Origin of the sequence: Pseudomonas sp. UV AK001 (assembly GCF_046097675.1) — a bacterium.
Lineage (GTDB): Bacteria > Pseudomonadota > Gammaproteobacteria > Pseudomonadales > Pseudomonadaceae > Aquipseudomonas > Aquipseudomonas kribbensis.
Genome location: NZ_JBJUVZ010000005.1, coordinates 1 through 23,518, shown reverse-complemented (window position 1 = coordinate 23,518; position 23,518 = coordinate 1). Strand labels below are relative to the sequence as shown.

Genomic DNA, 23,518 nt, shown 5'->3' with positions numbered 1-23,518 from the left:
AAACGCCCGACCTTCACAGGCCGGGCGTTTTCTTGTGCCCTGAATATCAGGACTGACTGGTCGGCGTCGACGGAGTCGATGCAACAGTCGAAACTGGCGCCGGGGTTGGAGCCGAGGCGGAGTTCGACGTGCTGGCCAGTGCTTGCGGTGTGGTCACCGGTTTTGGTGCAGCTGGTTTCGGCGCAGCGGCTTTCGGCGCGGCCGGTTTTTTCACTGCAGGTTTTTTCGCTGCAGCCGGCTTGGCGGCAGGCTTGGCAGCGGGTTTGGCGGCAGCGGTTTTCGCTGCTGGCTTGGCCGCTGGTTTTGCAGCAGGTTTGGCGGCGGCCTTGGCGGCGACCGGTTTGGCTGCGGCTTTTACTGCAGGCTTGGCCGCAGCGGTTTTGGCTGCTGGTTTTGCTGCCGGTTTGGCGACGGCTTTAGCCAGTGGCTTGGCAGCGGTTTTGGCCGCAGGCTTGGCTGCTGCGGTTTTGGCCGCGACAGGCTGGGTTTTCAGGCCGGTGAGTTTCTCGATCTGCTTGGTCAGGGTATCGACCTTCTTGTGCAGATCCTTCACCTCGTTGCGGCTCGGTACGCCCAGGCGCGAAATCGCACTGTTCAGGCGCTTGTCGAAAGCCCCTTCCAGTTGATCCCACGTACCCAGCGCGCGATCTTTCACGCCGCTGATGCGCGATTTGGCCGAGCTCGCGGTGTCCTTGGCAGCATCGACTTTCTTGCCGACTGCAGCCTTGGTGAGCTTCTCGGCTTTCTCGCCGTCTTTGACCAATGTATCGAAGAGCTTGCTGCCGTCAGTGTCGATCTTCGAGTACACGCCTAAACCAGCCAGCCAGATCTTGCGGGAATAGTCTTCGACTTTTCCGATCCACGAGCTGCCTTCTTTATCGGTGTTCTTTTTGCCAGCCATCCCGTTCTCCTTAAGATTTACGCGCGACGCGTTCGAGCAATGCCGTCAGCTCATCGAGCTTAGCAGAGAGTGCCTCAACGTCATGTTTAGACGGAATGCCGATACGATTCAAGGCACTGGCGACACGCGTGTCGAACGCCTTCTCGACCTTGTCGAGCTGAACTTCGACGCGGCCTTTGAAAGAGCTGACTTCGCTCCTGGCTTCGTCGATCTCGGCGTTGGCCGCTTCGAGTTTTTCGGTGACGGCTTTTTTGCCTTTCTTTTCAACAGTTTGACCAGCCTTGATCAACTCCTGAAAGTACTCGCTGCCCTCCTGACCGACCTTGGTGTAGGCACCCAGGCCTGCCAGCCAGATCTTGCGGGCATAGGATTTGACGTCGCTCAGGGCAGAAGTCGAGGCGTCGATTTTTTTCTTCAAAATAGCTTTGGCCATGGTGCACCTCACGCGCAGAAGGTTTGAGGAACTGCCCTGACGAGTGTCGGGCTCAGGCACAAAGTAGGGAGAAAAATTAGAAACGGCACCCTAACAACTGACATAAAAGGCAGGTGCACGAGAAAAGAAAGGGGAGCCCGAAGCTCCCCGTTTGTCCTGATCAGACCAGCGCTTTATCCAGCGCCTTTTCGATCTCGGCTTTGATCATGCCGCTCATGGCCGACATCATCAGGCCCAGTTCCACGTCGACCCGGATCGAATCCTCGGCCACATGCACCGCGCCCTTCACGCCCGAACGCTTGAGGTTCAGGGTGTCACCCGCCCACTGCGGCTCGAGGCCATATTGATCGGAGAGTTTCTGCGCCAGTTTGTCGGCTTTCTCGCGGGCAACTTCCTTGCCCAGGCTGTGGGCACGCTCAACACTGATATGGGCCATTGAATGACTCCTGCTTTTTGAATGGGGCTATGAATGCCTGCAACGAATCTTGACCGCCACTGCGGCAAATCGTCCCGAAGGTTGCCCATCTTACCTTTAGCCATTCCAAGACAAAGCATGGCTTGGGGATTAGAATGTCGCGCATTCTCTTTTGGTGACAGCGATATGACTGATCAGCGCAAAGGCAGCGATGCCGAACCCACCACTCACTTCGGCTTCAAAAACGTTCCGGAAAGCCAGAAAGCGGAAAAAGTCGCTGAGGTGTTCCACTCCGTGGCCGCCAAGTACGACCTGATGAACGACCTTCTGTCGGGCGGCATGCACCGTCTGTGGAAGCGCTTCGCGATCGAACTGTCGGGCGTGCGCGCCGGTAACCGCGTGCTGGATATCGCCGGCGGCACCGGCGACCTGACCAAAAAGTTCTCACACCTGGTCGGCCCGACCGGTCAGGTGGTTCTCGCGGACATCAACGAATCCATGCTCAAGGTCGGCCGTGACCGCCTGCTGGATGTCGGTGTGTCGGGCAACGTCGAGTTCGTCCAGGCCGACGCGGAAAAACTGCCGTTCCCGGATAACCATTTCGACTGCGTGACCATCGCCTTCGGCCTGCGCAACGTGACGCACAAGGAAGACGCCCTGCGCTCCATGCTGCGCGTACTCAAGCCCGGCGGCCGCCTGCTGGTGCTGGAATTCTCCAAGCCGACCAACGCGCTGATGTCCAAGGCCTACGACGCCTACTCGTTCGCCTTCATGCCGCTGATGGGCAAGCTGATCACCAACGACTCGGAAAGCTATCGCTACCTGGCCGAATCGATCCGCATGCACCCGAATCAGGAAACCCTGAAGTCGATGATGGTCGACGCCGGTTTCGACCGCGTGACCTATCACAACATGACCGCAGGCATCGTTGCCCTGCACCGCGGCATCAAGCCCTGATGCTGCTGACCGGGCTGCTGGCCAGCGTCGAACTCGGCCTGAATCGCGTGCTGCGTCTCGACAGCACGGCGCTGCCGAGGCTGGCGCATCTGACCGGCAAAGTGATTGCCGTGGATTGCCGCAGCCCGGCGCTGCAACTGTTCATCCTGCCGAGCGACGAAGGTCTGATGCTGGCGTCCCATTGGGAAACCGGTGTCGACTGCACCCTGCGCGCCCCGGCTTCGAGCCTGGTGAAACTGGCCCTGAGCAAGGATAAGACGGCGGTGCTGCACGCACCGGAAGTCGAACTCGACGGCGACAGCGGCGTGCTGCTGGAACTGGCGGGGGTGCTGCAGGACCTTGAGCTGGACTGGGAGTACGAACTCTCGCGCTGGCTCGGCCCGGTCGCCACGCAACTGGTCGGCGGTCACCTGCGCAGCCGCGCCCGCTGGTATCAACAAGGATTTGCCAGCCTCAACCAGAACCTCGCCGAATACCTGGCCGAAGAATCGCGCACCCTCGTCGGGCAGCGCGAAGCCGAAGCCCGCTTCAGCGAACTGGACCGGATCAAACTCGATCTGGAACGTCTCGAGGCGCGCTTCGAGCGCCTTTCCCGATCCCTCGACCCAAGCGATAACGCATGAAGCTGCTCGCCGTCCGCCGTCTGTTGCGCATCCAGCGCGTCGTGATCCGCTACCGCCTCGATGATCTGCTGTTCGATCTGCCCTTGCCGTGGTTCCTGCTGGCGCTGCGCTATGTCCTGCCGTGGCGCTGGTTCCCGCGCAAGCCGCTGGACCTGAGTCGTGGCGCACGCCTGCGCCTGGCGTTGCAGGACCTGGGGCCGATCTTCATCAAGTTCGGGCAGATCCTCTCGACCCGCCGCGACCTGCTGCCGGAAGACATCGCCGATGAGCTGATGCTGCTGCAGGACCGCGTGCCGCCGTTCGATTCGCAGTTGTCGGTCAAACTGATCGAAGAACAGCTGGGCAAGAAGATCAGCGAAGTGTTCAGCCGCTTCGACGTCGAACCACTGGCCTCGGCCTCGGTGGCGCAAGTGCATGCCGCACAGCTGAAAACCGGTGAAGAAGTGGTGGTCAAGGTGATCCGCCCGGGCCTGAAACCGGTGATCGCCCAGGATCTTGCGTGGCTGTTCATCCTCGCCCGCGCCGCCGAAAAGGTCTCCGCCGACGCCCGCCTGCTGCACCCGGTGGACGTGGTCAGCGACTACGAAAAAACCATCTACGACGAACTCGACCTGTTGCGCGAGGCGGCCAACGCCAGCCAGTTGAAGCGCAACTTCGAAGGTTCCCCGTTGCTCTACGTGCCGCAAGTCTATTGGGACTGGTGCCGGCCGAAAGTGCTGGTGATGGAGCGCATCTACGGGATTCAGGTGACGGATCTGGCGACCCTCGCCGACCAGCGCACCGACATGAAAATGCTCGCCGAACGCGGCGTGGAGATCTTCTTCACCCAGGTGTTCCGCGACAGTTTCTTCCACGCCGACATGCACCCGGGCAACATCTTCGTCAGCACCGTCAACCCGTGGAGCCCGCAGTACATCGCAATCGACTGCGGCATCGTCGGCAGCCTGACCCCGGAAGACCAGGATTATCTGGCGCGCAACCTGTTCGCCTTCTTCAAGCGCGACTACCGCCGCGTGGCGCAACTGCACATCGATTCGGGCTGGGTGCCGGCGGAAACCAAACTCAACGAATTCGAAGCGGCGATCCGTACCGTGTGCGAACCGATCTTCGAAAAACCGTTAAAAGATATTTCATTTGGTCAGGTGCTGATGCGCCTGTTCCAGACCGCGCGCCGCTTCAACATGGAAGTGCAGCCGCAACTGGTACTGCTGCAAAAGACCCTGCTGAACATCGAAGGCCTGGGCCGTCAGCTGTACCCGGATCTGGATCTGTGGAACACCGCACAGCCGTTCCTCGAACGCTGGATGCGCGAGCGCGTCAGCCCGAAAGCCTTGATCGGCAACGTGCAGAGCCAGTTCGAACAGCTGCCGCACCTGGCCAACATGGCCCGCGACCTGCTCGAGCGCATGTCCCAGCCACACGCCAACGACCCGCCACCGCCGTGGAAAAAGCGCAAGGACGACTGGTTCCTGCGCCTGCTCGGCAGCGCCCATCTGGCGGGCGGCACGATCCTCGCCGCCGGTGGCCCGCTGAATGAACTGGGGCATTGGCCCGCCGGGATCATGGTGGCAGTCGGCTTGTATCTGGTCGTTCGCCGATAGCCAGTTGCGTGATCGGCTGGCACACTGTTTCAACGCCTGAGCCCGACTATTGAAGTGTGGGTTCGCTGTCGGAGTCGAAGATGAAAAACTGGCTGGACGAGATCAAGTGGGACGCCGATGGCCTGGTGCCGGCGATTGCCCAGGATCACAAGACCGGACGCGTGCTGATGATGGCCTGGATGAACCGCGAAGCCCTGGAGCTGACCGCATCCGAAAACCGTGCCATCTACTGGTCACGTTCCCGTGGCAAGCTGTGGCGCAAGGGCGAAGAGTCCGGCCATGTGCAGACCCTGCATGAAATGCGTCTGGACTGCGACGCCGACGTGATCATCCTGATGGTTGAACAGATTGGCGACATCGCTTGCCATACCGGCCGTCAGAGCTGCTTCTACCGCGTCTTCGAAAACGGCGACTGGAAAACGGTCGACCCGGTCCTGAAAGACCCGCACGCAATCTACTCCGCAGGACACAAACATGAGTGACACCCTGACCCGCCTCGCTCAGGTACTTGAAGAGCGCAAGGGCGCTGCTGCCGACAGCTCATATGTAGCTAGTCTGTATCACAAGGGCCTGAACAAGATTCTGGAAAAGGTCGGCGAAGAGTCGGTCGAAACGATCATTGCCGCCAAGGACGCCGCCGTCAGCGGTGACTGCAGCGACGTGATCTACGAGACCGCCGACCTGTGGTTCCACAGCATGGTCATGCTCGCCCAGCTGGGGCAGCATCCGCAGGCTGTACTCGACGAACTGGATCGTCGCTTCGGCCTGTCCGGACACGTCGAGAAAGCCTCGCGTCCGTCCGCCTGAACAACTTTTAGAGAGGAACAGCAACATGGGCATTTTTGACTGGAAACACTGGATCGTCATTCTGGTTGTCGTGGTGCTGGTGTTCGGCACCAAGAAACTGAAAAACCTCGGCACCGACGTCGGCGAGTCGATCAAGGGCTTCCGTAAAGCCATGAACGACGACGAAAAACCGGCCGATCCGACCGTCACGCCTGCGCAGCCGGTGCCACCGGTCCAGCCGCAAGCCACCGCTCAGGCCAACCCGCCGCACACCATCGACGTGCAGGCGCAGAAAGTCGAAGAGCCGATCCGCAAAGACGTGTGAGCACTGACTAATGTTTGGTATCAGCTTCTCTGAACTGCTGCTCGTCGGCCTCGTTGCCCTGCTGGTGCTGGGCCCCGAGCGTTTGCCGGGTGCCGCGCGCACCGCCGGCCTGTGGGTCGGACGGCTGAAGCGCAGCTTCAACGCGATCAAACAGGAAGTTGAACGTGAAATCGGTGCCGACGAAATCCGTCGGCAACTGCACAACGAACACATCCTGTCGCTGGAACAGGAGGCGCGGAAAATCTTCACGCCACCGGTTCAGCAGGAGCCGACGCCTGTGCAGCCAGTGGCAGAGCAGACGCCTGCGGCTCCCGTTGCTGAGCAACCTGCGAGCGTCGAACACGTCTCTGCCGCAAGCGCTGAAACTGCTCCGGTCATGAAGCCGATCGAACCCGTTGCTCCAGCCGCCGCGCCAACCACGCCGGCCCCTCACGACCCAACATTGCCGCCGCGAGCCCCATGAGCGATCTCCCCGAAAACGACCAGCACATGCCGCTGGTTTCGCACCTCACCGAGTTGCGCACCCGCCTGCTGCGTTGCGTCGCGGCGATCTTCATCATCTTCGCCGGGCTGTTCGCCTTCACCCAGCAGATCTACACCTTCGTCTCGACGCCGCTGCGCCAGTACCTGCCGGCCGGCGCGACAATGATCGCCACCGACGTGTCGTCGCCGTTCCTGACGCCGCTGAAGCTGACGATGATGGTCTCGCTGTTCCTCGCGATCCCGGTGATCCTGCACCAGATCTGGGGCTTCATCGCGCCGGGCCTGTACAAGCACGAGAAGCGCGTCGCGGTGCCGCTGCTGATTTCCAGCATCCTGCTGTTCTACACCGGCATGGCGTTCGCCTACTTCTTCGTGTTCCCGCTGATCTTCAAGTTCTTCGCCTCGGCCACCCCGGCCGGCGTGGAAATGATGACCGACATCACCAGCTATCTCGATTTCGTCATGACGCTGTTCTTCGCCTTCGGCGTGGCGTTCGAAATCCCGGTGGCCGTGGTGCTGCTGGTGTGGATCGGCGTGGTCGACGTCAAATACCTGAAGAAGATCCGCCCGTACGTGATCATCGGCTGCTTCGTGGTCGGCATGATCCTGACCCCGCCGGACATCTTCTCCCAGACCCTGCTGGCCGTACCGATGTGGATGCTGTTTGAAGTCGGCATTCTGTTCGGCAGCCTGGTCAGCAAGCGCGAGCGCCCGGACGAAACCGTCGACGACCACAACGACCAGCCGCCAGCGACCCAGCCATGAACCTGCTGTTGCTCGAAGAGGCCGACTTCATTGCGGCCGACCGCGTCGTGCTGCGCGACCGGCGCCTGACCCACATGCAGGAAGTCCATCGCTCGGAAGTCGGCGACAGCCTGCGGGTCGGGCGCATCAACGGCTTGATGGGCTCGGCCGAGCTGCTGCGTCTGGAAGCAGGCGAAGCCGAGCTGCGGGTCACTCTCGATCAGCCACCGCCGGCCAAACTGCCGCTGACCCTGGTACTCGCCCTGCCTCGCCCGAAGATGCTGCGCCGGGTGTTCCAGACCGTGGCGACCATGGGTGTGTCGAAGGTGATTCTGGTCAACAGCTATCGCGTCGAGAAGAGCTTCTGGCAGACGCCGTTCCTGGAGCCTGAAGCCATTCGCGAGAACCTGATCCTCGGCCTCGAACAGGCCCGCGATACCGTGCTCCCGGAAATCATCATCGAGAAGCGCTTCAAGCCGTTCGTGGAAGATCGCCTGCCGGCCATCACCGACGGCACCCTCGGCCTGGTCGGCCACCCCGGCAACTTCCCGCCCTGCCCCCGCGCCCTGAGCGAACCGGTGACCCTGGCCATCGGCCCCGAGGGTGGCTGGATTCCCTACGAAATCGACCTGCTGGGCAAATCCGGCCTGCAACCGGTGCAACTGGGCGACCGCATCCTGCGGGTCGAAACCGCCGTCACCGCCCTGCTCGCCCGTCTGTTCTGAATCTGCCGGCGCCATTCGGCGCCGGACAAATCGCGTTACAGATTGCCATCATCCAGCCGATACAGTCTCCATAAGTCCAATTAGTGGTCCGAGGGGAGTCGTCGCATGTACCGTTGGTTAGCCGAGAATCTTGGAAACGTCAGCGTCAAACGCAAGCTGGGCATCGGTTTCGGCCTGGTGCTGCTGCTGACGCTGTTGATCACCTTCACCGGCTGGACCGGCATGAGCGGCATCATCAGCCGCGGTGACAAACTCGGTTTCATCTCGAGCCTCAACGAGCTGACCAAGGACCTGCGTCTGGCGCGTCTGGACTACGAAATGCGCCGTGGCGAACAAGGCCCGGGCGCGGTCAATGACCTGCTCGGCAAACTCGACAGCGGCCTGCAAACCGCTCGCAGCCTGATCGAGCAACCGTCGGACGCAACGAAAGTCGATCAGCAACTGGCGGCCGTCGCCGAGTACAAACGCGCCTTCGCCGACATGGTGCAGGCCGGCGCCAACCGCGAAGATGCCCGCAGCAAGCTCGGCGCCACCGCCGACAACGCCGTGGCCAAGGTCGCCGAAGTCGAAAAATCCATGCTGCAGGGCGACAGCGTTGCCCAGTTCAATGCGGTGATCGACCTGAGCAAGCTGATCCAGCAGGCGCGCTTCCAGGTCCGTGGCTACACCTACAGCGGCAAGACCGAAGCCGAGCAACCAGCACTCGACGCCATCGACAACGCCCTGAAAAACCTCGAGACCCTGCCGGCCAAGCTGCCTGAGCAACACATCGCCAACCTGCAACAGGCCACCGATTCGCTCAAGGCTTATCGCGCTGCCGTCAGCCAGTTCCGCGACTCCCAGGTGGCCAGCGCCAAGGCTCTGGCCCGCATGTCGGTGCAGGGCGATATCCTGCTCGATGTCAGCAAGCAACTCACCGAATCCCAGACTGTCGTGCGCGACACCGATGCCGCCAGCGCCAAGAACCAGTTGCTGATCGCTACCCTGCTGGCCGTGGCCTTCGGGTTGCTGGCTGCCTGGGCGATCACCCGGCAGATCATCATTCCGCTGAACCAGACCCTGAAAGTCGCCGAGCGCGTAGCCTCCGGCGACCTGACCCACAACCTGATCTCCCAGCGCCGCGACGAACTCGGCCAGTTGCAGCGTTCGATGCAGAGCATGACCCAGGGCCTGCGTGAACTGATCGGTGGCATCAGCGACGGCGTCACCCAGATCGCCAGCGCCGCCGAGGAGCTGTCCGCCGTGACCGAGCAGACCAGCGCCGGCGTGAATAATCAGAAGGTCGAGACCGATCAGGTCGCCACCGCCATGAACGAAATGGCCGCCACCGTGCAGGAAGTCGCGCGCAACGCCGAGGAAGCTTCGGAGGCCGCTGTCGCCGCTGACCAGCAGGCCCGTGAAGGCGACAAGGTCGTCGGTGAAGCCATTGCCCAGATCGAACGTCTGGCCACTGAAGTCGGCCATTCCACCGAGGCCATGGGCGAGCTCAAGCGCGAAAGCGACAAGATCGGCAGCGTCCTCGACGTGATCAAGTCCGTGGCCCAGCAAACCAACCTGCTGGCTCTCAATGCCGCCATCGAAGCGGCCCGTGCCGGTGAAGCCGGTCGCGGTTTTGCGGTGGTCGCCGATGAAGTGCGCAGCCTCGCCCAGCGCACCCAGAAGTCCACCGAAGAGATCGAAGAGCTGATCGTCGGCCTGCAGAACGGCACCCAGCAAGTGGCGACGATCATGGACAACAGCCGCACCCTGACCGACAGCAGCGTCGAGCTGACCCGCCGTGCCGGTGGTTCGCTGGAAAGCATCACCCGCACCGTTTCGGCGATTCAGGCGATGAACCAGCAGATCGCCGCGGCGGCCGAACAGCAGAGCGCCGTGGCCGAAGAAATCAACCGCAGTGTGCTGAACGTGCGGGATGTGTCGGATCAGACGTCGGCAGCGAGTGAAGAGACGGCGGCGTCCAGCGTCGAACTGGCGCGCCTGGGCACTCACCTGCAAACGCTGGTGGGCCGGTTCAAGGTTTAAACCGCGCAAAAAAATCGCAGCCATTGGCTGCGATTTTTTTTGTCCTGCGTTTAGAGGACTTGCCGCAGGAACGCCTGGGCTCGCGGATCCTTCGGCGCGTCGAAGAATTCCGTCGGCGAAGCATCTTCCAGCAATTTGCCGTGATCGAAGAACAGCACCCGATCCGCTACTTCCCGGGCAAAGCCCATTTCGTGCGTCACGCAGACCATGGTCATGCCTTCCACGGCCAGATTCTTCATCACGTCCAGCACTTCACCGACCATTTCCGGGTCGAGGGCCGAGGTCGGCTCGTCGAACAGCATGACTTTGGGGTCCATCGCCAGCGCCCGGGCAATCGCCACGCGCTGCTGCTGACCGCCGGACAGACGCGAAGGGTATTCGCGGGCCTTCTGTGCAATTCCAACCTTCTCCAGCAGCGCCAGAGCCTTGGCTTCGCTTTCTTTCTGGCCGCGCTTTCGCACGACTTTCTGCGCCAGGCAGAGATTTTCCAGCACGGTCATGTGCGGGAACAGATTGAAATGCTGGAACACCATGCCGACTTCGCGGCGGTAGGCGTTGACGTCGGTTTTCGGGTCGGCCAGTTGCAGGCCGTCGATGCTCACCGAACCGGAATCGAACTCTTCCAGGCCATTGAGGCAGCGCAGGAAGGTCGACTTGCCGGAACCGGACGGGCCGAGCACCACCAGCACCTCGCCCTTGGCGACGTTGGTGCTGACGTGATCCACGGCGCGGACTACCTGGCCACGGGTGTCGAAGACTTTTACCAGATCGCGGACTTCAATCACTTTGCGCGAGCCTCCGCTCAAGCCGGCTGGCGATTTTCGACAGCGGCAGGTTGATCAACAGGTACAGGCCGGCCACGCAGAACAGAATTTCGAACGGCGAAAACGAGGTGGTGATGACTTCACGGCCGCTTTTCAGCAGCTCGGTAATCGCAATCACCGACACCAGCGAGGTGTCTTTCACCAGACTGATGAACTGCCCGGCCAGCGGCGGCAGCACACGTTTGAACGCTTGCGGCAGCACCACATGGCGCATCGACTGGCCGGCGCTCAGACCCAGCGAGCGGGCTGCTTCGTTCTGCCCACGGGCAATCGACTGCACGCCGGAACGGATGATTTCCGCCACGTAGGCGCCGGTGAACAGCGACAGCGCGGCGATCCCGGCGAACTCCCGGGACAGGTTCATCACCGTGCCGATGAAGAAGTAGAAAATGAAGATCTGCACCAGCAGCGGCGTGCCGCGTACCAGTTCGACATAGATCGTCGACAGGTCGCGCAGGGTCGGGTTGCTCGACAAGCGGCACAGCCCGGTCGCCAGACCGATCAGCAGGCCCAGCACGCCGGACACCACCGACAGCCAAAGCGTCGTCCACAGGCCCCACAGCAGCGGCCCCGCCGCCCAATGCCGGGTCACACCCACGACGTCACCTTCGGCCACATCGTCGCCCTGGGCGAATTGCAGGCTGTTTTCGTCGACGGTCAGGTGCTGCTCATCACCGGCATCGTTGCGCAGGGTGACCTGCGCGCTGCCGCCCTTGCGCACCAGTTCGCTGACAGTGGAGATGTCGGTCGCGCGCTGGGTTTCCTCGGCCTGATAGGCGAAGTACTGCGGCACGCGGTTCCAGCGCCATTCGTAGGACATCAGCGACGTGGCGTAATACAGCGCGCCAGCCAGGCCGACCAGCACCAGCACGGTCAGGACGTGCCAGGGCCATTGGGCTTTTTTTTGTTTCATTACAGGTTCCGGATTCTGTGTTGCTCTGGAGGCCCTCTTCGCGAGCAAGCCCGCTCCCACAGTGGATTTGTGGTGTTCACACAATCCTTGTGGGAGCGGGCTTGCTCGCGAATGGGGCAACTCGGTCTAACTGACCCAGTGTTATTCCATGTCCTTGAGCCACTCGGTGCTCTTGAACCACTTGTCATGGATGCGATCGTAGGTGCCGTCTTCGTGGATCTGGTGCAGGAAGTTGTTGATGAAGTTGATGCTGTCGTAGTCACCCTTCTTCAGACCGAAGGCCAGTGGCTCGTAGGTGAACGGCTTGTCGAGGAACACCAGCTTGCCGGCGCCGACCTTGTTCACCGCGACCACGTTGTACGGCGCGTCGTAGATGAAGGCGTCGGCCTTGCCGTTGACCACGTCGAGCACGGCTTCCTGCTCGTTGTCGTAGCCGTGATACTTGGCCTTGGCGATCAGCTTCTTGGCGACCATTTCGCCGGTGGTGCCGAGTTTGGAGGTGATGCGGTAGTCGGCGGTGTTCAGATCTTTGTAGGACTTGATGGTGCCTTCCAGCTCCTTGCGGATCAGCAGGGTCTGGCCGACCACGATGAACGGTTCGCTGAAGTTCAGGCGCAGGTTGCGTTCCTGGGTCAGGGTCATGCCGCTGCCGATCATGTCGAACTTGTCGGTCATCAGTGCCGGGATGATCCCGTCGTAACCGGTCGAAACCAGCTCCAGCTTGACGCCCATGGCCTTGGACATGGCTTTGAGGATGTCGACTTCGAAACCGATGATCTCGCCGCGCTTGTTGGTCATTTCGAACGGCATGTAGGTCGGGTCCATGCCGACTTTCAAGGTGCCGCGCTTGACCGCGTCATCGATTGCGCCGGCCTGCGCCGCATTGACTGCAACCAGTGCCGTGACGCCGACCAGCAGCATCGACAGATACTTCTTCATCTTCAAGTCCCCAAAACCATTGCGTTTGCGGCGCGAAAACCGACAGTGATGGACAAAAGCGTCCGGGTGCGCCAATTCGGGGACGGATGCTAACGCACTCGTCCGTTTGCACAAGGTTTTTTCATGAGTGGCTGACCGATGCCAGCATTCGGCAGGCAAAAAAAACCCCGCTTTCGCGGGGTTTCTTCATCAGGCCGGTTGTGCCTGCAGGCTCACAGGCTTGAGCGGCAGCAGCGGCGCATGGGGATCGGCTTTCACCGAGGCCCGCCATGCGTCCAGCCACTCGGCGTGACCTTCGGCCCACACTTGTTCGTGCAGACGGGCCAGGGCCACCGGGTCGCTCAGCAGTTGCAGGCGATCATGGTTGTTCAGCCCGGCCGGGCCGACCTTGATCGCGTGACGTACACGCTCCTGACGCAGCCACTCGATCGGCTCGGCCTGACCGTGACGGGAGGTCGCCAGCGAGCACGCCAGGGCGTTCTGCTGCGGGTCGACCACGGCGCGGACAAAGCCGTCGTTCAGCGCATGCCAGCGGTTTTCGTGGGTGTACTGATCGGTGGCCAGCAGCGCCTGTGGCGGATTGTATTCCTCGGGGATGAGGAACAGGCTCTCGTCACGGGACTTGAGGCCCAGGCCCACACGGCTGGAAATCACCGACACCGGAATCGACAGCATCAGCGAGCCGACGATCGGCACCAGCCACCACAGGAAGCTCGGGTTCAGCCAGATCACCAGCAGCGCCCAGAAGAAGCCCAGCAGGGTCTGCGGACCGTGGCGCTTGACCGCCTCGCTCCATGGCGTGGAGTCGTCGTCACGCTGCGGCGAGTTCCAGGTCGCGGCCCAGCCGAGGAACGCGGCCAGAACGAAACGGGTGTGAAAAATCATCCGCACCGGCGCCAGCAGCATGGAGAACAGCATCTCCAGCAGCATCGACAGGGTCACCTTGAACTTGCCGCCGAACTCTTTCGCGCCCTTGGCCCAGATCAGGATGATGCTCAACAGCTTCGGCAGGAACAGCAGCACGATGGTTGTCGAGAACAGCGCGATCGCCTTGTCCGGGTGCCATTGCGGCCACAGCGGATAGAGCTGGCGCGGTTCGAGGAAGTACTGCGGTTCCATCAGCGTGTTCACCGCCAGCAGCGCGGTGGACAGCACCAGGAAGAAGAACCACAGCGGCGCCGACAGGTAGGACATAACACCGGTCAGGAATACCGCGCGGTGCACCGGGTGCATGCCTTTTACCAGGAACAGGCGGAAGTTCATCAGGTTGCCGTGGCACCAGCGACGGTCACGCTTGAGTTCGTCGAGCAGGTTCGGCGGCAGTTCTTCGTAGCTGCCCGGCAGATCGTAGGCAATCCACACGCCCCAGCCGGCACGGCGCATCAGCGCGGCTTCGACGAAGTCGTGGGAGAGGATCGCACCGGAGAACGCGCCTTTACCCGGCAACGGCGCCAGGGCGCAGTGGTCGATGAACGGCTTCATGCGGATGATCGCGTTGTGACCCCAGTAGTGGGATTCACCCAGTTGCCAGAAGTGCAGGCCGGCGGTGAACAGCGGGCCGTAAACGCGAGTGGCGAACTGCTGCATGCGTGCATACAGCGTGTCCATGCCCGAAGCGCGCGGCGCGGTCTGGATGATGCCGGCGTCCGGCGTGGCTTCCATCAGGCGCACCAGACTGGTCAGGCACTCGCCGCTCATCACCGAGTCGGCGTCGAGCACGACCATGTACTTGTAGTCACCGCCCCAGCGACGGCAGAAGTCGTCGAGGTTGCCGCTCTTGCGTTTGACGCGACGGCGACGGCGGCGATAGAAAATCTTGCCGAAGCCCTTGGCTTCACGGCAGACATCCAGCCAGGCCTGCTGTTCGGCAACGCAGATATCGGTGTCGTTACTGTCGCTGAGCACGAAGAAGTCGAAGCGATCCAGGTCACCAGTGGCCGCGACGGACTCGAAGGTCGCGCGCAGACCGGCGAACACCCGAGGCACGTCTTCGTTGCAGATCGGCATCACCAGTGCGGTGCGCGCGTCTTTCGGAATCGGCTCGTTGCCGGCACTTTTACCGGAGATCCGGTATTTATCGTGACCGGTGAGCAACTCGAGGAAGCCCATCAGCGCGGTCCAGAAACCGGCCGACACCCAGCAGAACAGAATCCCGAACATGATCAGGATGCTGGTCTGCAGCGCATACGGCAGCACTTGCGTGGCGGTTTGCAGCAGCGGTTGATGCAGGACTTCTTCCAGATCGACGAACGACCAGCCCTGGTACGGCATGATGCCTTTCATGTACCAGCCGGCGACGATGGTCTGGCCGAGCATCAGGATCAGCAGGATGTAGCGACGGATCGAACCGACGGTGCGCCAGCGGGCGGCCGGCAGCACATTCTGGTCTTTCGGCGGCTGCGGCGGGTTGGTCCGGCCGGTCAGGCGACGCCAGCCACGCACCAGGATGTTGGTGCGCCACGGCTCCGGCACGACCTTGGTCCGACGGATCGGCGGCGTGGCCTTGAGACTGACCCGGCCGCTGGCGTCGAGCACCAGCATTTCCGCGTCTTCCAGCTCTTCGGCAGTGCTCAGGGTCAGGCGCTTGCCCACCGAAGCCTGGGCGGCTTCGGTCGGTGCGTCGAACGTCGAGGACGACAGGCGTTGATGCAATTCGCTGAAGGACTGGCAGCCCGCGAGTTCCGCGCGCTGCTCGTCTGTCATCGGCAGATGCGCCAGATACTCGGACAGAGTCTCTGGCTGTACTTGAGAGTTACTCATCGGCAGGCAACTGATAGCTCCAGGTCTCGGTCAGGACTTCTTCAGTCGAGGCCGGTTCCGGTGTGGCTGGGGCCGCGTCCGCAGCCGCTGGCTGCTTGGCGTCTTTGTTGGCCTTGTCCTTGGCATCTGCCGCTGGCTTGGCGTCGGCCTGTTTGGCTTCGGCGGCCTTGGCTTCCTTGTCGGCTTTCTCTTGTTGCTTGGCGGCGATCTTGTCGGCCTTGGCAACCGAGGAGTTGGAAGCCGGCAGCGAGGTCTTGGCCAGATCGGCCGGAACGATGTTCTGCACCAGCGCGGCACGCATCTCGGTCGACTTGCTCGCGTCCTTGATCTTCATCCGCAGGGTCAGGCGCCAGCCCTTGGTTTCCGGGTTGTAGCGCACGCTGTTCTCGACCAGCTCGGCGTTGTCCCCGACGCTGACCTGGCTGCGAACGTCCGCATCCGGGGCCAGGGCCGCCAGGGACGGGCCTTCGAAGTCGACCAGATAGGCAACACTGCCATCCGGCTGACGGATCAGGTTCGACTGCTTGACGTCACCGGTCGAACGCAGGGTCTGCTTGACCCAGGCGCTGTCCGGCGCATGAATCGCCGCTTCGTCCATGGTCCAGTGCATGCGGTAGGCGAAGTCCAGCGGCTGGCCTGGCTCCGGCAGTTTTTCCGGGTTCCAGAACGCAACGATGTTGTCGTTGGTTTCGTCGGCGGTCGGGATCTCGACCAGATCGACGGTGCCTTTGCCCCAGTCGCCCTTCGGCTCGATCCAGGCGCTTGGACGCTTGTCGTAGCGGTCGTCGAGGTCTTCGTAGTGGCTGAAGTCACGGCCACGTTGCAGCAGACCGAAACCGCGCGGGTTTTCGACGCTGAACTGGCTCACGGCCAAGTGTTTAGGGTTGTTCAGAGGGCGCCAGATCCACTCGCCATTACCGGCATGGATCGACAGACCGCTGGAGTCGTGCAATTCGCGACGGTAGTTGAGCACTTTCGACGGCTGGTTGGCGCCGAACAGGAACATGCTGGTCAGTGGCGCGATGCCGAGTTTGCCAACCTTGTCACGCAGGAACATCTGGCCTTTGACGTCGACAATGGTGTCGCTGCCCGGGCGCAGGATCAGGCGGTAGGCGCCGGTGGCGCGCGGCGAATCGAGCAGGGCGAAGATCACCAGGTGCTTGTCGCCCGGCTTCGGCTGCTGAATCCAGAACTCGCGAAAACGCGGGAATTCTTCGCCGGACGGCAGAGCGGTATCGATGGCCAGGCCACGGGCCGACAGACCGTAGGTGTGACCCTTGCCGACGACGCGGAAATAGCTCGCGCCCAGCATGGTCATGATTTCGTCTTGCTTGTCAGCCTTGTTGATCGGGTACAGGACACGGAAACCGGCATAGCCCAGTTGTTCGGTGGCCTTTGGATCGAACTGCAGATCGCCGAAATCGAAACGGCTAGGATCGTATTTGATCTCTTCGACGGTGTTCGCGGTGATTTCGTTGATTTTCACCGGCGTATCGAAGTGCATGCCCTGATGGTAGAAGGACAGCTTGAACGGGTTCTTCTGGTCGGCCCATTCGGCTTTTTCGGTGCGGAAACGAATCTTCTGGTAGTCCGCGAACTTCATGTCACGGAATTCGTTCGGCAGGTTGCTGCGCGGGGCTTCGAATTTCTGCCCGGCCAGCTCTTTGGCCTTGGCCGACACATCGTCAAGATTGAATGCCCAAAGCTGGCCGGCGCTGAGCAGGCAGAGTACTGCCGAGCCCGCTACCAGAGCGCTGCGCAAGCGTTTGGCAGACAATTTTGCTGCATTACAGGGACTAACAATCACGAGCAACCCTCGCCGAAAACAGATCAATAAACCAACGGCCAGATGAAGTGCCTGTGAGGTTTTCGGTACAAAAATACCGGCCTTGCAGGGCACCCTTGCCAAGTTGGCGAGCATTGTTCCGACTCCGCTGGGGCAAAATGATTCCCCAATCGGATCCGGACAAGTCTCTACCTAAGTCAAAATGGACCAACGAACGCTGATCCCCGTAGCGCGCGATTATCTAGTAGCCCGCGTGACAACGCATCAGGGGTAACAAAGTATTTATCGCGAAAATTCCCTGTTTTCAGTCGAAAAGCCCTTAAAAACTTGTTTCAAGCGCTTTCATGTCTGTAACAGGAAGGTTACCGGGCCATCGTTGACCAGGTGCACCTGCATATCCGCGCCGAATCTACCTGATGCCACAGTGCCATGCATCTGTTTCGCTTTGCTGAATAGATAGTCGAACAATTCCTCGCCCAGCGCCGGAGGGGCGGCGGTCGAGAAACTCGGACGCAGCCCGCTTTTGGTGTCGGCAGCCAGGGTGAACTGAGAGACCAGCAGCAGCCCGCCGCCCACATCCGCCAAAGACAGATTCATCTTGCCTTCGGCGTCACTGAATACTCGATAGTTAAGCAGCTTATGCAGAAGTTTGTCGGCGCTGGCCTGCGTGTCGTCGGGTTCGACCGCCACCAGCACCAGCAAACCCTGATCGACGCTGCCGACCACCTCCCCCGCCACTTCGACCCGCGCGCCTTTCACGCGCTGCAAAAGCCCCTTCATGCTTCTTCGGGCGGCAGGTCGAGCAAGCGCCGGGCCATTTTGCTGGCAGCGCGTACCAGCGCATCGGTGATGCCCGGTTCGGAGGCGGCGTGACCGGCATCGCGGATCACCTGCAGCTCGCTGTTCGGCCAGGCCTGATGCAGCTCCCACGCATTATCGAGCGGGCAGATCACGTCGTAACGGCCGTGGATGATCACGCCCGGCAAATGAGCGATCTTGCCCATGTCGCGAATCAGTTGGTTCGGTTCGAGGAAGGCGTTATTGGTGAAGTAGTGGCATTCGATCCGCGCAATCGACAAGGCGCGCTGCGGCTCGGAGAAACGGTCGACCACTAGCGGGTTCGGGCGCAGGGTCGCGGTGCGCCCCTCCCAGGTCGACCAGGCCTTGGCGGCATGCATCTGGGCGATCTGGTCGTTGCCGGTCAGGCGTTTGTGGAAGGCGCTGAGCAGATCGTCGCGCTCGTCCAGTGGGATCGGCGCGAGGTAGTCCTGCCAGTAATCAGGGAACAGACGGCTGGCCCCGGCCTGATAAAACCATTCGATTTCCTGCGGACGGCAGAGAAAGATCCCACGCAGGATCAGACCATGTACGCGCTCCGGGTGAGTCTGCGCGTAAGCCAGCGCCAGGGTCGAACCCCAGGAGCCGCCGAACAGCACCCATTTATCGATGCCCAGGTGTTTACGGATGCGCTCGAGGTCTTCGACCAGATCCCAGGTGGTGTTGTTTTCCAGGCTGGCGTGGGGGGTGGAGCGCCCGCAGCCACGCTGGTCGAAGGTGACGATACGATACAGGTTCGGATCGAAGTAGCGACGGCTCTGGGCATCGCACCCGGCGCCCGGGCCTCCATGGATGAACACCACCGGCAAACCTTCCGGTGAACCGCTTTCGTCGACGTACAGCGTATGGGTGTCGTCGACGGCCAGATCGTGCCGTGCGTGAGGTTTGATCTGCGGAAACAAAGTCTGCATTGCGCGCTCCGTAAGGGGTCGAGGTCATCCCTGGGGGGACTTCTATTATTCTGCCGTCCGGCATCATAAACCCGATTTACGTCAATGAGCATGCCCGTGCGCTGTCACATTTTGTCAGCCATGAACCCCAGCAGGTTTTCGTAGAGGCGATCGACTTCGGCGGCCTGATGCCGCGCCCGCAGGCAGCCGTGCACCAGCCCTTCGCCGTAATACAGCGTGGCCTCGCCCCCGGCGGCGGACAGGCGTTCGGCGTAGCGCACACCGTCGTCGCGCAACGGATCGAACTGCGCCACGCCGATCCAGGCCGGGGGCAATCCGCTGAAGTCATCGGCGAGCAACGGCATGGCCCGGGCATTCGGTTGTGGCGTGCCATGCAGGTACAACGCGTGATAACAAACCACGTCACTGCTGGAAAGTAGCGGCGCATCGGCGCATTCGCTGCGTGAGGGCAGATGCTCGTCACCGCCCAGTCCGGGATAGATCAGCACCTGGGCTTTGGGCATCGGCTCGCCGGTATCGCGCAGGGCCAGGCACAACGCAGCGGCGAGATTGCCACCTGCGCTGTCGCCGGCCACCAGCATGCACTCGGGGTCGAAGCCGAACGATCCGCTGCGCAGGGCACGCCAGACACTCAGGCAATCGTCGAACCCGGCGGGAAACGGATGTTCCGGTGCCAATCGGTAATCCACCGCCACCACCATAGCCCCCAGCGCCATGGCCAGTTCGCAGCAGATGAAGTCGTGGGAGTCCAGCCCGCCGACCACCCAGCCACCGCCATGCAGGTACACCACACAGGGCGGTGACACCACGGGTGGGCGATAGGCCCGGACCGGCACCGCCCCCAACCGAAAGTCCTCAACCTCAAGCCCTGCCGGCCGCGGCGGGGTGAACGCCCGGCACATCTCGTCATAGCCACGGCGCAATCCGGCGAAGCTGCTGTCATCACTGGCGAAGCTTTCGGTTCTGGCGACGAACGCCGTCATCGCCGGCGACAGTGGATAAGTGCTCATCAGTTTTTCAGACTGGCCTGGACCGTGGCCACGCCGTCCTTGCCGTCGAAACTGCTGACACCCGCCAGCCAGCGCTGCAGATCTTCGGGATGCTCACGCAGCCAGGTCTTCGCCACCTCCTGAGGTGTCTTGCGCTCCATGATCGGCACCATCAACTGGCTTTCCTGAGCGGCGGTGAACGTCAGGTTTTCCAGCAGTCGATGGACGTTCGGGCAACGCTCGGCGTAGTCCGGCGCGGTGACCGTGGAAACGGTGGCGGCACCTTCGTTCGGGCCGTAGACGTCTTCGCTGCCGGTCAGGTAGGTGATTTTCATGTTGATGTTCATCGGGTGCGGGGTCCAGCCGACGAACACTACGAATTCCTTGCGATTCGCTGCCCGCTGCACGGCGGCGAGCATGCCGGCTTCACCGGATTCGATGATCTTGAAATCCTTCAGGCCGAAATGGTTGGTTTCGATCATGGTCTTGATCGTGGTGTTGGCGCCGCTACCGGGCTCGATGCCGTAGATCTTGCCGCCGAGCTGATCCTTGAATTTCGCGATGTCGCTGAAGGTTTTCAGCCCGGCCGCCGCCACGTAGTCCGGCACTGCCAGCGTCGCCTGGGCATCCGCCAGACTTGGCTTGTCCATGACCTTGACCTGATTGGCAGCGAGGAACGGCGCGATGTTCTTGTCCATCGCCGGTTTCCAGTAGCCGAGGAAGATATCGAGGCGCTTGTCGCGGATGCCGGCGAAGATGATTTGCTGCACGGCGCTGGTCTGTTTGCTTTCGTAGCCGAGGCCGTTGAGCAGCACGTCGGCCATGCCGCTGGTGGCGATCACGTCGGTCCAGTTGACCACACCCATGCGCACGGTTTTGCAGGAAGCATCGTCGGAAGCCATGGCGCCGGCGCTGAGTAGCGCACTGCCGGTGAGGATTAACGCACAACGAGTGAACAGTTTTTTCATGTGGGATCGTCTCGTGCGGCAGCGGTTTATTGTTCGGATCGGAGTCTTCTTGCACCGTGGCCGAAACATTACGCAGCAGGCGAGACGGAAAAGCGACCTGTGGCGACCGGGATTTGCACGGTGGCGACTGTTTGGCTGCGCCCCCAGATCGCTCACTCACTGCAGATCGTTCCCACGCTCCGCGTGGGAACGATCAGAGCAGACTCAGTTGTAGTGCTTTGCGCCCCACGCGAGCAGCCCTTGCAGCAACTCCTTGAGCACCACCCGCGTCGGCTCCGCCAGATCGGCGCGGTAGCGGAACGGTTCGAACTCTTCCATGTAGGTGCACTGACCCAGTTCCAGTTGCACGGCATGGATGTTCTCGGCCGGGTTGCCGTAGTGACGGGTGATGTGGCCGCCCTTGAAGCGTCCGTTCAGCACATGGCTGTAATCGCCGTGGCGTGCGCAGATTGCTTCCAGTTGCGTGGCCAGTTGTGGGTCGCAACTGGCACCGTTGAAGGTACCGAGGTTGAAGTCCGGCAGCTTGCCGTCGAACAGGTGCGGGATCACCGAACGGATCGAATGCGCATCGAACAACAGTGCGTAACCAAATTCGGCCTTCAGCCGCGCCAGCTCTTCCTGCAAGGTGCGGTGGTACGGCGTCCAGATCTGCTCCAGATAGGTCGCACGTTCCTCTTTCGACGGTTCCTTGCCTTCCTTGAACAACGGAATGCCATCGAACAGCGTCGCCGGGTACAGCCCGGTGGTGGCGCCGGCATACAACGGCTTGTCGTCGGATGGCCGGTTCAGGTCGATGACGAACCGCGAATACTCGGCCGCCAGGGTGCTGGCGCCCAGTTCGGTGGCGAAATCGTAGAGCTGCGGAATATGCCAGTCGGTGTCCGGCAGGCTTTTCGCGTCCGGGATCAATCCGGCCTCGACCGCCGGGGTCAGGCGCACGCCGGCGTGGGGCATGCTGATCAGCAGCGGCACGCGACCTTGTTTGAAGTTCAGAACCTTATCCACAACCGCTCTCCTACAGACTTGATTCAACGCCGTGACGCACGACGCGTTTGTCCAGTTCACCGCCCAGCCAGTACGCCAGATCCGCCGGCCGGTCGATCTGCCAGGCGACGAAATCCGCCACCTTGCCGACTTCCAGCGAACCGTGGGTCTCGGCCATGCCCAGGGCTTGCGCCGCATGAATCGTGGCGCCGGCCAGGGCTTCTTCCGGGGTCATGCGGAAACAGGTGCAGGCCATGTTCAACATCAGACGCAACGACAGCGCCGGCGACGTGCCGGGGTTGAGGTCACTGGCGATGGCGATTTTCACCTTGTGCTTGCGCAGGGCGTCCATCGGCGGCAATTGGGTTTCACGCAGGAAGTAGAACGCACCCGGCAACAACACCGCGACGGTGTCGGACTTGGCCATGGCAATGGCGTCGTCTTCATCCATGAACTCCAGGTGATCGGCGGACAACGCGTGATAGCGCGCCGCCAGGCTGGAACCGTGCAGCGACGAAAGTTGCTCGGCGTGCAGCTTCACCGGCAGACCGAGTTTTTGCGCGGTGACGAACACCCGCTCGACCTGCTCCGGGGAGAACGCCAGGTATTCACAAAAGGCATCCACCGCGTCCACCAGCCCTTCGGCCGCCAGCGCGGGCAGCATCTCGGCGCAGATGTGATCGATGTAATCGTCAGCACGATCCTTGTACTCCGGCGGCAACGCATGGGCGGCCAGACAGGTGCTGCGCACGCTGATCGGCAGCTCGGCGGCGAGGCGACGGATGACCCGCAGGATCTTGCGCTCGCTGGCCAGATCGAGGCCGTAGCCGGACTTCATTTCGACTGTGGTCACGCCATCGCGCATCAGGCTTTTCAGGCGTTTGGCGGCGCTGGCGAACAGTTCGTCTTCCGAGGCTTCGCGCGTTGCACGCACGGTACTGGCGATGCCGCCACCGGCTGCGGCGATCTCGGCGTAGCTGACGCCTTGCAGGCGCTTCTCGAACTCACCGCTGCGGTTACCGCCGAACACGGTGTGAGTGTGGCAGTCGATCAGGCCGGGGGTGACCCACGCGCCTTGCAGATCGTTGACCGCCGGGTATTCGCCCGACGGCAATTGAGTGCGCGGGCCGATCCACTCGATGTGTGCACCGGACGTCACGATGGCCGCATCCTCGATGATCGAGTAGACGCCTTGCGCCATGGTTGCGACGTGGCAGTGTTGCCAGAGGGTTTTCACTGTTGGCCTCCGTTGAAATTCTGTTTGGTGGGCAGCCTCAAAAGCCCCCTCACCCTAGCCCTCTCCCGGAGGGAGAGGGGACTGACCGCGTTGTTCTTTCGAGGTACATCGACCTGAAATTCCTGAGTCGAACTCAGGTTCTGAAAACGATGAAGATCGGCTCCCTTTCCCCTCTCCCCCCTGGGGGAGGGGGTTGGGCGGGCGGCGTTCCGATGAGGGGGATCGATTTCCCAGACGACAAAAATCCCCCTGGAAAAACGCTTACAAACTAGGCAGCAACTTAGCCGGAACCAACTCAGTCAGAACCCGCGAAGCCAGCAGCTCGGTCGCGGCATTGATGTCCGGCGCAAAGAAT

The 23,518-nt window shown here is 61.7% G+C and carries 25 protein-coding genes and 1 pseudogene; 11 read left to right on the top strand and 15 right to left on the bottom strand.

Translation table 11 applies throughout. From position 1 onward, the window contains the following. Positions 1-46: 46 nt before the first annotated feature. The 3 genes from ACKLNA_RS15625 to ACKLNA_RS15615 all read right to left on the bottom strand — a co-directional run bounded on the left by ACKLNA_RS15625 (position 47) and on the right by ACKLNA_RS15615 (position 1,770). Complete coding sequence (locus tag ACKLNA_RS15625) at positions 47-901, bottom strand: phasin family protein (protein WP_408986358.1); 855 nt, start codon at positions 899-901, stop codon at positions 47-49. Between the two features lie 10 nt (positions 902-911). Then, a complete protein-coding gene (locus ACKLNA_RS15620) occupies positions 912-1,334 on the bottom strand; it encodes a phasin family protein (protein ID WP_085711043.1) in 423 nt (140 codons plus the stop codon). Between the two features lie 160 nt (positions 1,335-1,494). Beyond that, positions 1,495-1,770 carry a polyhydroxyalkanoic acid system family protein gene (locus tag ACKLNA_RS15615; protein ID WP_085711042.1) on the bottom strand — a complete coding sequence of 92 codons (276 nt, stop codon included), beginning with the start codon at positions 1,768-1,770 and terminating at the stop codon, positions 1,495-1,497. Between the two features lie 165 nt (positions 1,771-1,935). Between ACKLNA_RS15615 and ubiE the strand changes: the two genes are divergently transcribed. The 11 genes and pseudogenes from ubiE (at position 1,936) to ACKLNA_RS15560 (ending at position 10,015) form a co-directional block, all read left to right on the top strand. Beyond that, positions 1,936-2,706, top strand: coding sequence for a bifunctional demethylmenaquinone methyltransferase/2-methoxy-6-polyprenyl-1,4-benzoquinol methylase UbiE (gene ubiE, locus ACKLNA_RS15610; protein ID WP_007952418.1), 771 nt, complete (start codon positions 1,936-1,938; stop codon positions 2,704-2,706). After that, positions 2,706-3,329 carry an SCP2 domain-containing protein gene (locus ACKLNA_RS15605; protein WP_007952419.1) on the top strand — a complete coding sequence of 208 codons (624 nt, stop codon included), beginning with the start codon at positions 2,706-2,708 and terminating at the stop codon, positions 3,327-3,329. Before ubiE ends, ACKLNA_RS15605 begins: the two co-directional genes overlap by 1 nt. Further along, positions 3,326-4,930, top strand: coding sequence for a ubiquinone biosynthesis regulatory protein kinase UbiB (gene ubiB / locus ACKLNA_RS15600; RefSeq protein ID WP_085683997.1), 1,605 nt, complete (start codon positions 3,326-3,328; stop codon positions 4,928-4,930). The genes ACKLNA_RS15605 and ubiB overlap by 4 nt, the downstream gene beginning before the upstream one ends. A gap of 80 nt (positions 4,931-5,010) precedes the next feature. Beyond that, positions 5,011-5,412 carry a phosphoribosyl-AMP cyclohydrolase gene (gene hisI / locus ACKLNA_RS15595; protein ID WP_025110285.1) on the top strand — a complete coding sequence of 134 codons (402 nt, stop codon included), beginning with the start codon at positions 5,011-5,013 and terminating at the stop codon, positions 5,410-5,412. Beyond that, complete coding sequence (locus ACKLNA_RS15590; protein ID WP_007952422.1) at positions 5,405-5,737, top strand: phosphoribosyl-ATP diphosphatase; 333 nt, start codon at positions 5,405-5,407, stop codon at positions 5,735-5,737. Before hisI ends, ACKLNA_RS15590 begins: the two co-directional genes overlap by 8 nt. 25 nt (positions 5,738-5,762) lie before the next feature. After that, entirely contained in the window at positions 5,763-6,041 is a 279-nt protein-coding gene (locus ACKLNA_RS15585; RefSeq protein WP_007952423.1) for a twin-arginine translocase TatA/TatE family subunit, read from the top strand. 10 nt (positions 6,042-6,051) lie between these two features. Continuing rightward, positions 6,052-6,504 (top strand): Sec-independent protein translocase protein TatB, encoded by a 453-nt coding sequence (gene tatB, locus ACKLNA_RS15580; protein ID WP_408986357.1) that lies wholly within the window; start codon positions 6,052-6,054, stop codon positions 6,502-6,504. Continuing rightward, the gene (gene tatC / locus ACKLNA_RS15575; protein ID WP_065261773.1) at positions 6,501-7,289 is read left to right on the top strand and encodes a twin-arginine translocase subunit TatC; all 789 of its coding nucleotides are present in this window, start codon (positions 6,501-6,503) and stop codon (positions 7,287-7,289) included. Before tatB ends, tatC begins: the two co-directional genes overlap by 4 nt. Further along, positions 7,286-7,993, top strand: coding sequence for a 16S rRNA (uracil(1498)-N(3))-methyltransferase (locus ACKLNA_RS15570; protein ID WP_085711040.1), 708 nt, complete (start codon positions 7,286-7,288; stop codon positions 7,991-7,993). The genes tatC and ACKLNA_RS15570 overlap by 4 nt, the downstream gene beginning before the upstream one ends. A 105-nt stretch (positions 7,994-8,098) precedes the next feature. Next, positions 8,099-9,160 (top strand): annotated as a pseudogene (locus ACKLNA_RS15565) (methyl-accepting chemotaxis protein); the annotation flags it as partial. Then, a complete protein-coding gene (locus ACKLNA_RS15560) occupies positions 9,143-10,015 on the top strand; it encodes a methyl-accepting chemotaxis protein (RefSeq protein ID WP_371856501.1) in 873 nt (290 codons plus the stop codon). The pseudogene ACKLNA_RS15565 and the gene ACKLNA_RS15560, both read left to right, overlap by 18 nt. A gap of 50 nt (positions 10,016-10,065) precedes the next feature. Here the strand turns inward: ACKLNA_RS15560 and ACKLNA_RS15555 are convergent, their stop codons facing one another. The 12 genes from ACKLNA_RS15555 to ACKLNA_RS15500 form a co-directional block, all read right to left on the bottom strand. After that, positions 10,066-10,800, bottom strand: coding sequence for an amino acid ABC transporter ATP-binding protein (locus tag ACKLNA_RS15555; protein ID WP_114881121.1), 735 nt, complete (start codon positions 10,798-10,800; stop codon positions 10,066-10,068). Continuing rightward, a complete protein-coding gene (locus ACKLNA_RS15550; RefSeq protein WP_007952431.1) occupies positions 10,793-11,752 on the bottom strand; it encodes an amino acid ABC transporter permease in 960 nt (319 codons plus the stop codon). The genes ACKLNA_RS15555 and ACKLNA_RS15550 overlap by 8 nt, the downstream gene beginning before the upstream one ends. A 141-nt stretch (positions 11,753-11,893) precedes the next feature. Further along, positions 11,894-12,691, bottom strand: coding sequence for a transporter substrate-binding domain-containing protein (locus ACKLNA_RS15545; protein ID WP_085711037.1), 798 nt, complete (start codon positions 12,689-12,691; stop codon positions 11,894-11,896). Between the two features lie 189 nt (positions 12,692-12,880). Beyond that, positions 12,881-15,451 carry a glucans biosynthesis glucosyltransferase MdoH gene (mdoH, locus tag ACKLNA_RS15540; protein ID WP_119429550.1) on the bottom strand — a complete coding sequence of 857 codons (2,571 nt, stop codon included), beginning with the start codon at positions 15,449-15,451 and terminating at the stop codon, positions 12,881-12,883. Beyond that, the gene (locus ACKLNA_RS15535) at positions 15,444-17,258 is read right to left on the bottom strand and encodes a glucan biosynthesis protein G (protein ID WP_085711291.1); all 1,815 of its coding nucleotides are present in this window, start codon (positions 17,256-17,258) and stop codon (positions 15,444-15,446) included. The genes mdoH and ACKLNA_RS15535 overlap by 8 nt, the downstream gene beginning before the upstream one ends. A 321-nt stretch (positions 17,259-17,579) precedes the next feature. Next, the gene (gene dtd, locus ACKLNA_RS15530) at positions 17,580-18,017 is read right to left on the bottom strand and encodes a D-aminoacyl-tRNA deacylase (protein ID WP_248743166.1); all 438 of its coding nucleotides are present in this window, start codon (positions 18,015-18,017) and stop codon (positions 17,580-17,582) included. Then, a complete protein-coding gene (gene pip, locus ACKLNA_RS15525) occupies positions 18,014-18,985 on the bottom strand; it encodes a prolyl aminopeptidase (protein ID WP_007952436.1) in 972 nt (323 codons plus the stop codon). Before pip ends, dtd begins: the two co-directional genes overlap by 4 nt. A gap of 104 nt (positions 18,986-19,089) precedes the next feature. Next, the gene (locus ACKLNA_RS15520; protein ID WP_408986356.1) at positions 19,090-19,995 is read right to left on the bottom strand and encodes an alpha/beta hydrolase; all 906 of its coding nucleotides are present in this window, start codon (positions 19,993-19,995) and stop codon (positions 19,090-19,092) included. Beyond that, positions 19,995-20,942 (bottom strand): choline ABC transporter substrate-binding protein, encoded by a 948-nt coding sequence (locus tag ACKLNA_RS15515; RefSeq protein ID WP_408986355.1) that lies wholly within the window; start codon positions 20,940-20,942, stop codon positions 19,995-19,997. Before ACKLNA_RS15515 ends, ACKLNA_RS15520 begins: the two co-directional genes overlap by 1 nt. Before the next feature lie 204 nt (positions 20,943-21,146). Beyond that, a complete protein-coding gene (gene hutG, locus ACKLNA_RS15510) occupies positions 21,147-21,947 on the bottom strand; it encodes an N-formylglutamate deformylase (RefSeq protein ID WP_408986354.1) in 801 nt (266 codons plus the stop codon). A gap of 10 nt (positions 21,948-21,957) precedes the next feature. Further along, positions 21,958-23,163, bottom strand: coding sequence for an imidazolonepropionase (gene hutI / locus ACKLNA_RS15505; protein ID WP_408986353.1), 1,206 nt, complete (start codon positions 23,161-23,163; stop codon positions 21,958-21,960). A 261-nt stretch (positions 23,164-23,424) separates the two neighbouring features. Then, positions 23,425-23,518, bottom strand: a 94-nt coding sequence (locus ACKLNA_RS15500) for a hypothetical protein (protein WP_408986549.1), incomplete at its 5' end; no start/stop codon positions are given.

Excerpts from the sequence above, each read along its gene's own strand:
- ACKLNA_RS15625 (WP_408986358.1), bottom strand. The coding sequence starts at position 901 with ATGGCTGGCAAAAAGAACACCGATAAAGAAGGCAGCTCGTGGATCGGA.
- ACKLNA_RS15620 (WP_085711043.1), bottom strand. The coding sequence starts at position 1,334 with ATGGCCAAAGCTATTTTGAAGAAAAAAATCGACGCCTCGACTTCTGCC.
- ACKLNA_RS15615 (WP_085711042.1), bottom strand. The coding sequence starts at position 1,770 with ATGGCCCATATCAGTGTTGAGCGTGCCCACAGCCTGGGCAAGGAAGTT.
- ubiE (WP_007952418.1), top strand. The coding sequence starts at position 1,936 with ATGACTGATCAGCGCAAAGGCAGCGATGCCGAACCCACCACTCACTTC.
- ACKLNA_RS15605 (WP_007952419.1), top strand. The coding sequence starts at position 2,706 with ATGCTGCTGACCGGGCTGCTGGCCAGCGTCGAACTCGGCCTGAATCGC.
- ubiB (WP_085683997.1), top strand. The coding sequence starts at position 3,326 with ATGAAGCTGCTCGCCGTCCGCCGTCTGTTGCGCATCCAGCGCGTCGTG.
- hisI (WP_025110285.1), top strand. The coding sequence starts at position 5,011 with ATGAAAAACTGGCTGGACGAGATCAAGTGGGACGCCGATGGCCTGGTG.
- ACKLNA_RS15590 (WP_007952422.1), top strand. The coding sequence starts at position 5,405 with ATGAGTGACACCCTGACCCGCCTCGCTCAGGTACTTGAAGAGCGCAAG.
- ACKLNA_RS15585 (WP_007952423.1), top strand. The coding sequence starts at position 5,763 with ATGGGCATTTTTGACTGGAAACACTGGATCGTCATTCTGGTTGTCGTG.
- tatB (WP_408986357.1), top strand. The coding sequence starts at position 6,052 with ATGTTTGGTATCAGCTTCTCTGAACTGCTGCTCGTCGGCCTCGTTGCC.
- tatC (WP_065261773.1), top strand. The coding sequence starts at position 6,501 with ATGAGCGATCTCCCCGAAAACGACCAGCACATGCCGCTGGTTTCGCAC.
- ACKLNA_RS15570 (WP_085711040.1), top strand. The coding sequence starts at position 7,286 with ATGAACCTGCTGTTGCTCGAAGAGGCCGACTTCATTGCGGCCGACCGC.
- ACKLNA_RS15560 (WP_371856501.1), top strand. The coding sequence starts at position 9,143 with ATGCAGAGCATGACCCAGGGCCTGCGTGAACTGATCGGTGGCATCAGC.
- ACKLNA_RS15550 (WP_007952431.1), bottom strand. The coding sequence starts at position 11,752 with ATGAAACAAAAAAAAGCCCAATGGCCCTGGCACGTCCTGACCGTGCTG.
- ACKLNA_RS15545 (WP_085711037.1), bottom strand. The coding sequence starts at position 12,691 with ATGAAGAAGTATCTGTCGATGCTGCTGGTCGGCGTCACGGCACTGGTT.
- mdoH (WP_119429550.1), bottom strand. The coding sequence starts at position 15,451 with ATGAGTAACTCTCAAGTACAGCCAGAGACTCTGTCCGAGTATCTGGCG.
- dtd (WP_248743166.1), bottom strand. The coding sequence starts at position 18,017 with ATGAAGGGGCTTTTGCAGCGCGTGAAAGGCGCGCGGGTCGAAGTGGCG.
- pip (WP_007952436.1), bottom strand. The coding sequence starts at position 18,985 with ATGCAGACTTTGTTTCCGCAGATCAAACCTCACGCACGGCACGATCTG.
- ACKLNA_RS15520 (WP_408986356.1), bottom strand. The coding sequence starts at position 19,995 with ATGAGCACTTATCCACTGTCGCCGGCGATGACGGCGTTCGTCGCCAGA.
- ACKLNA_RS15515 (WP_408986355.1), bottom strand. The coding sequence starts at position 20,942 with ATGAAAAAACTGTTCACTCGTTGTGCGTTAATCCTCACCGGCAGTGCG.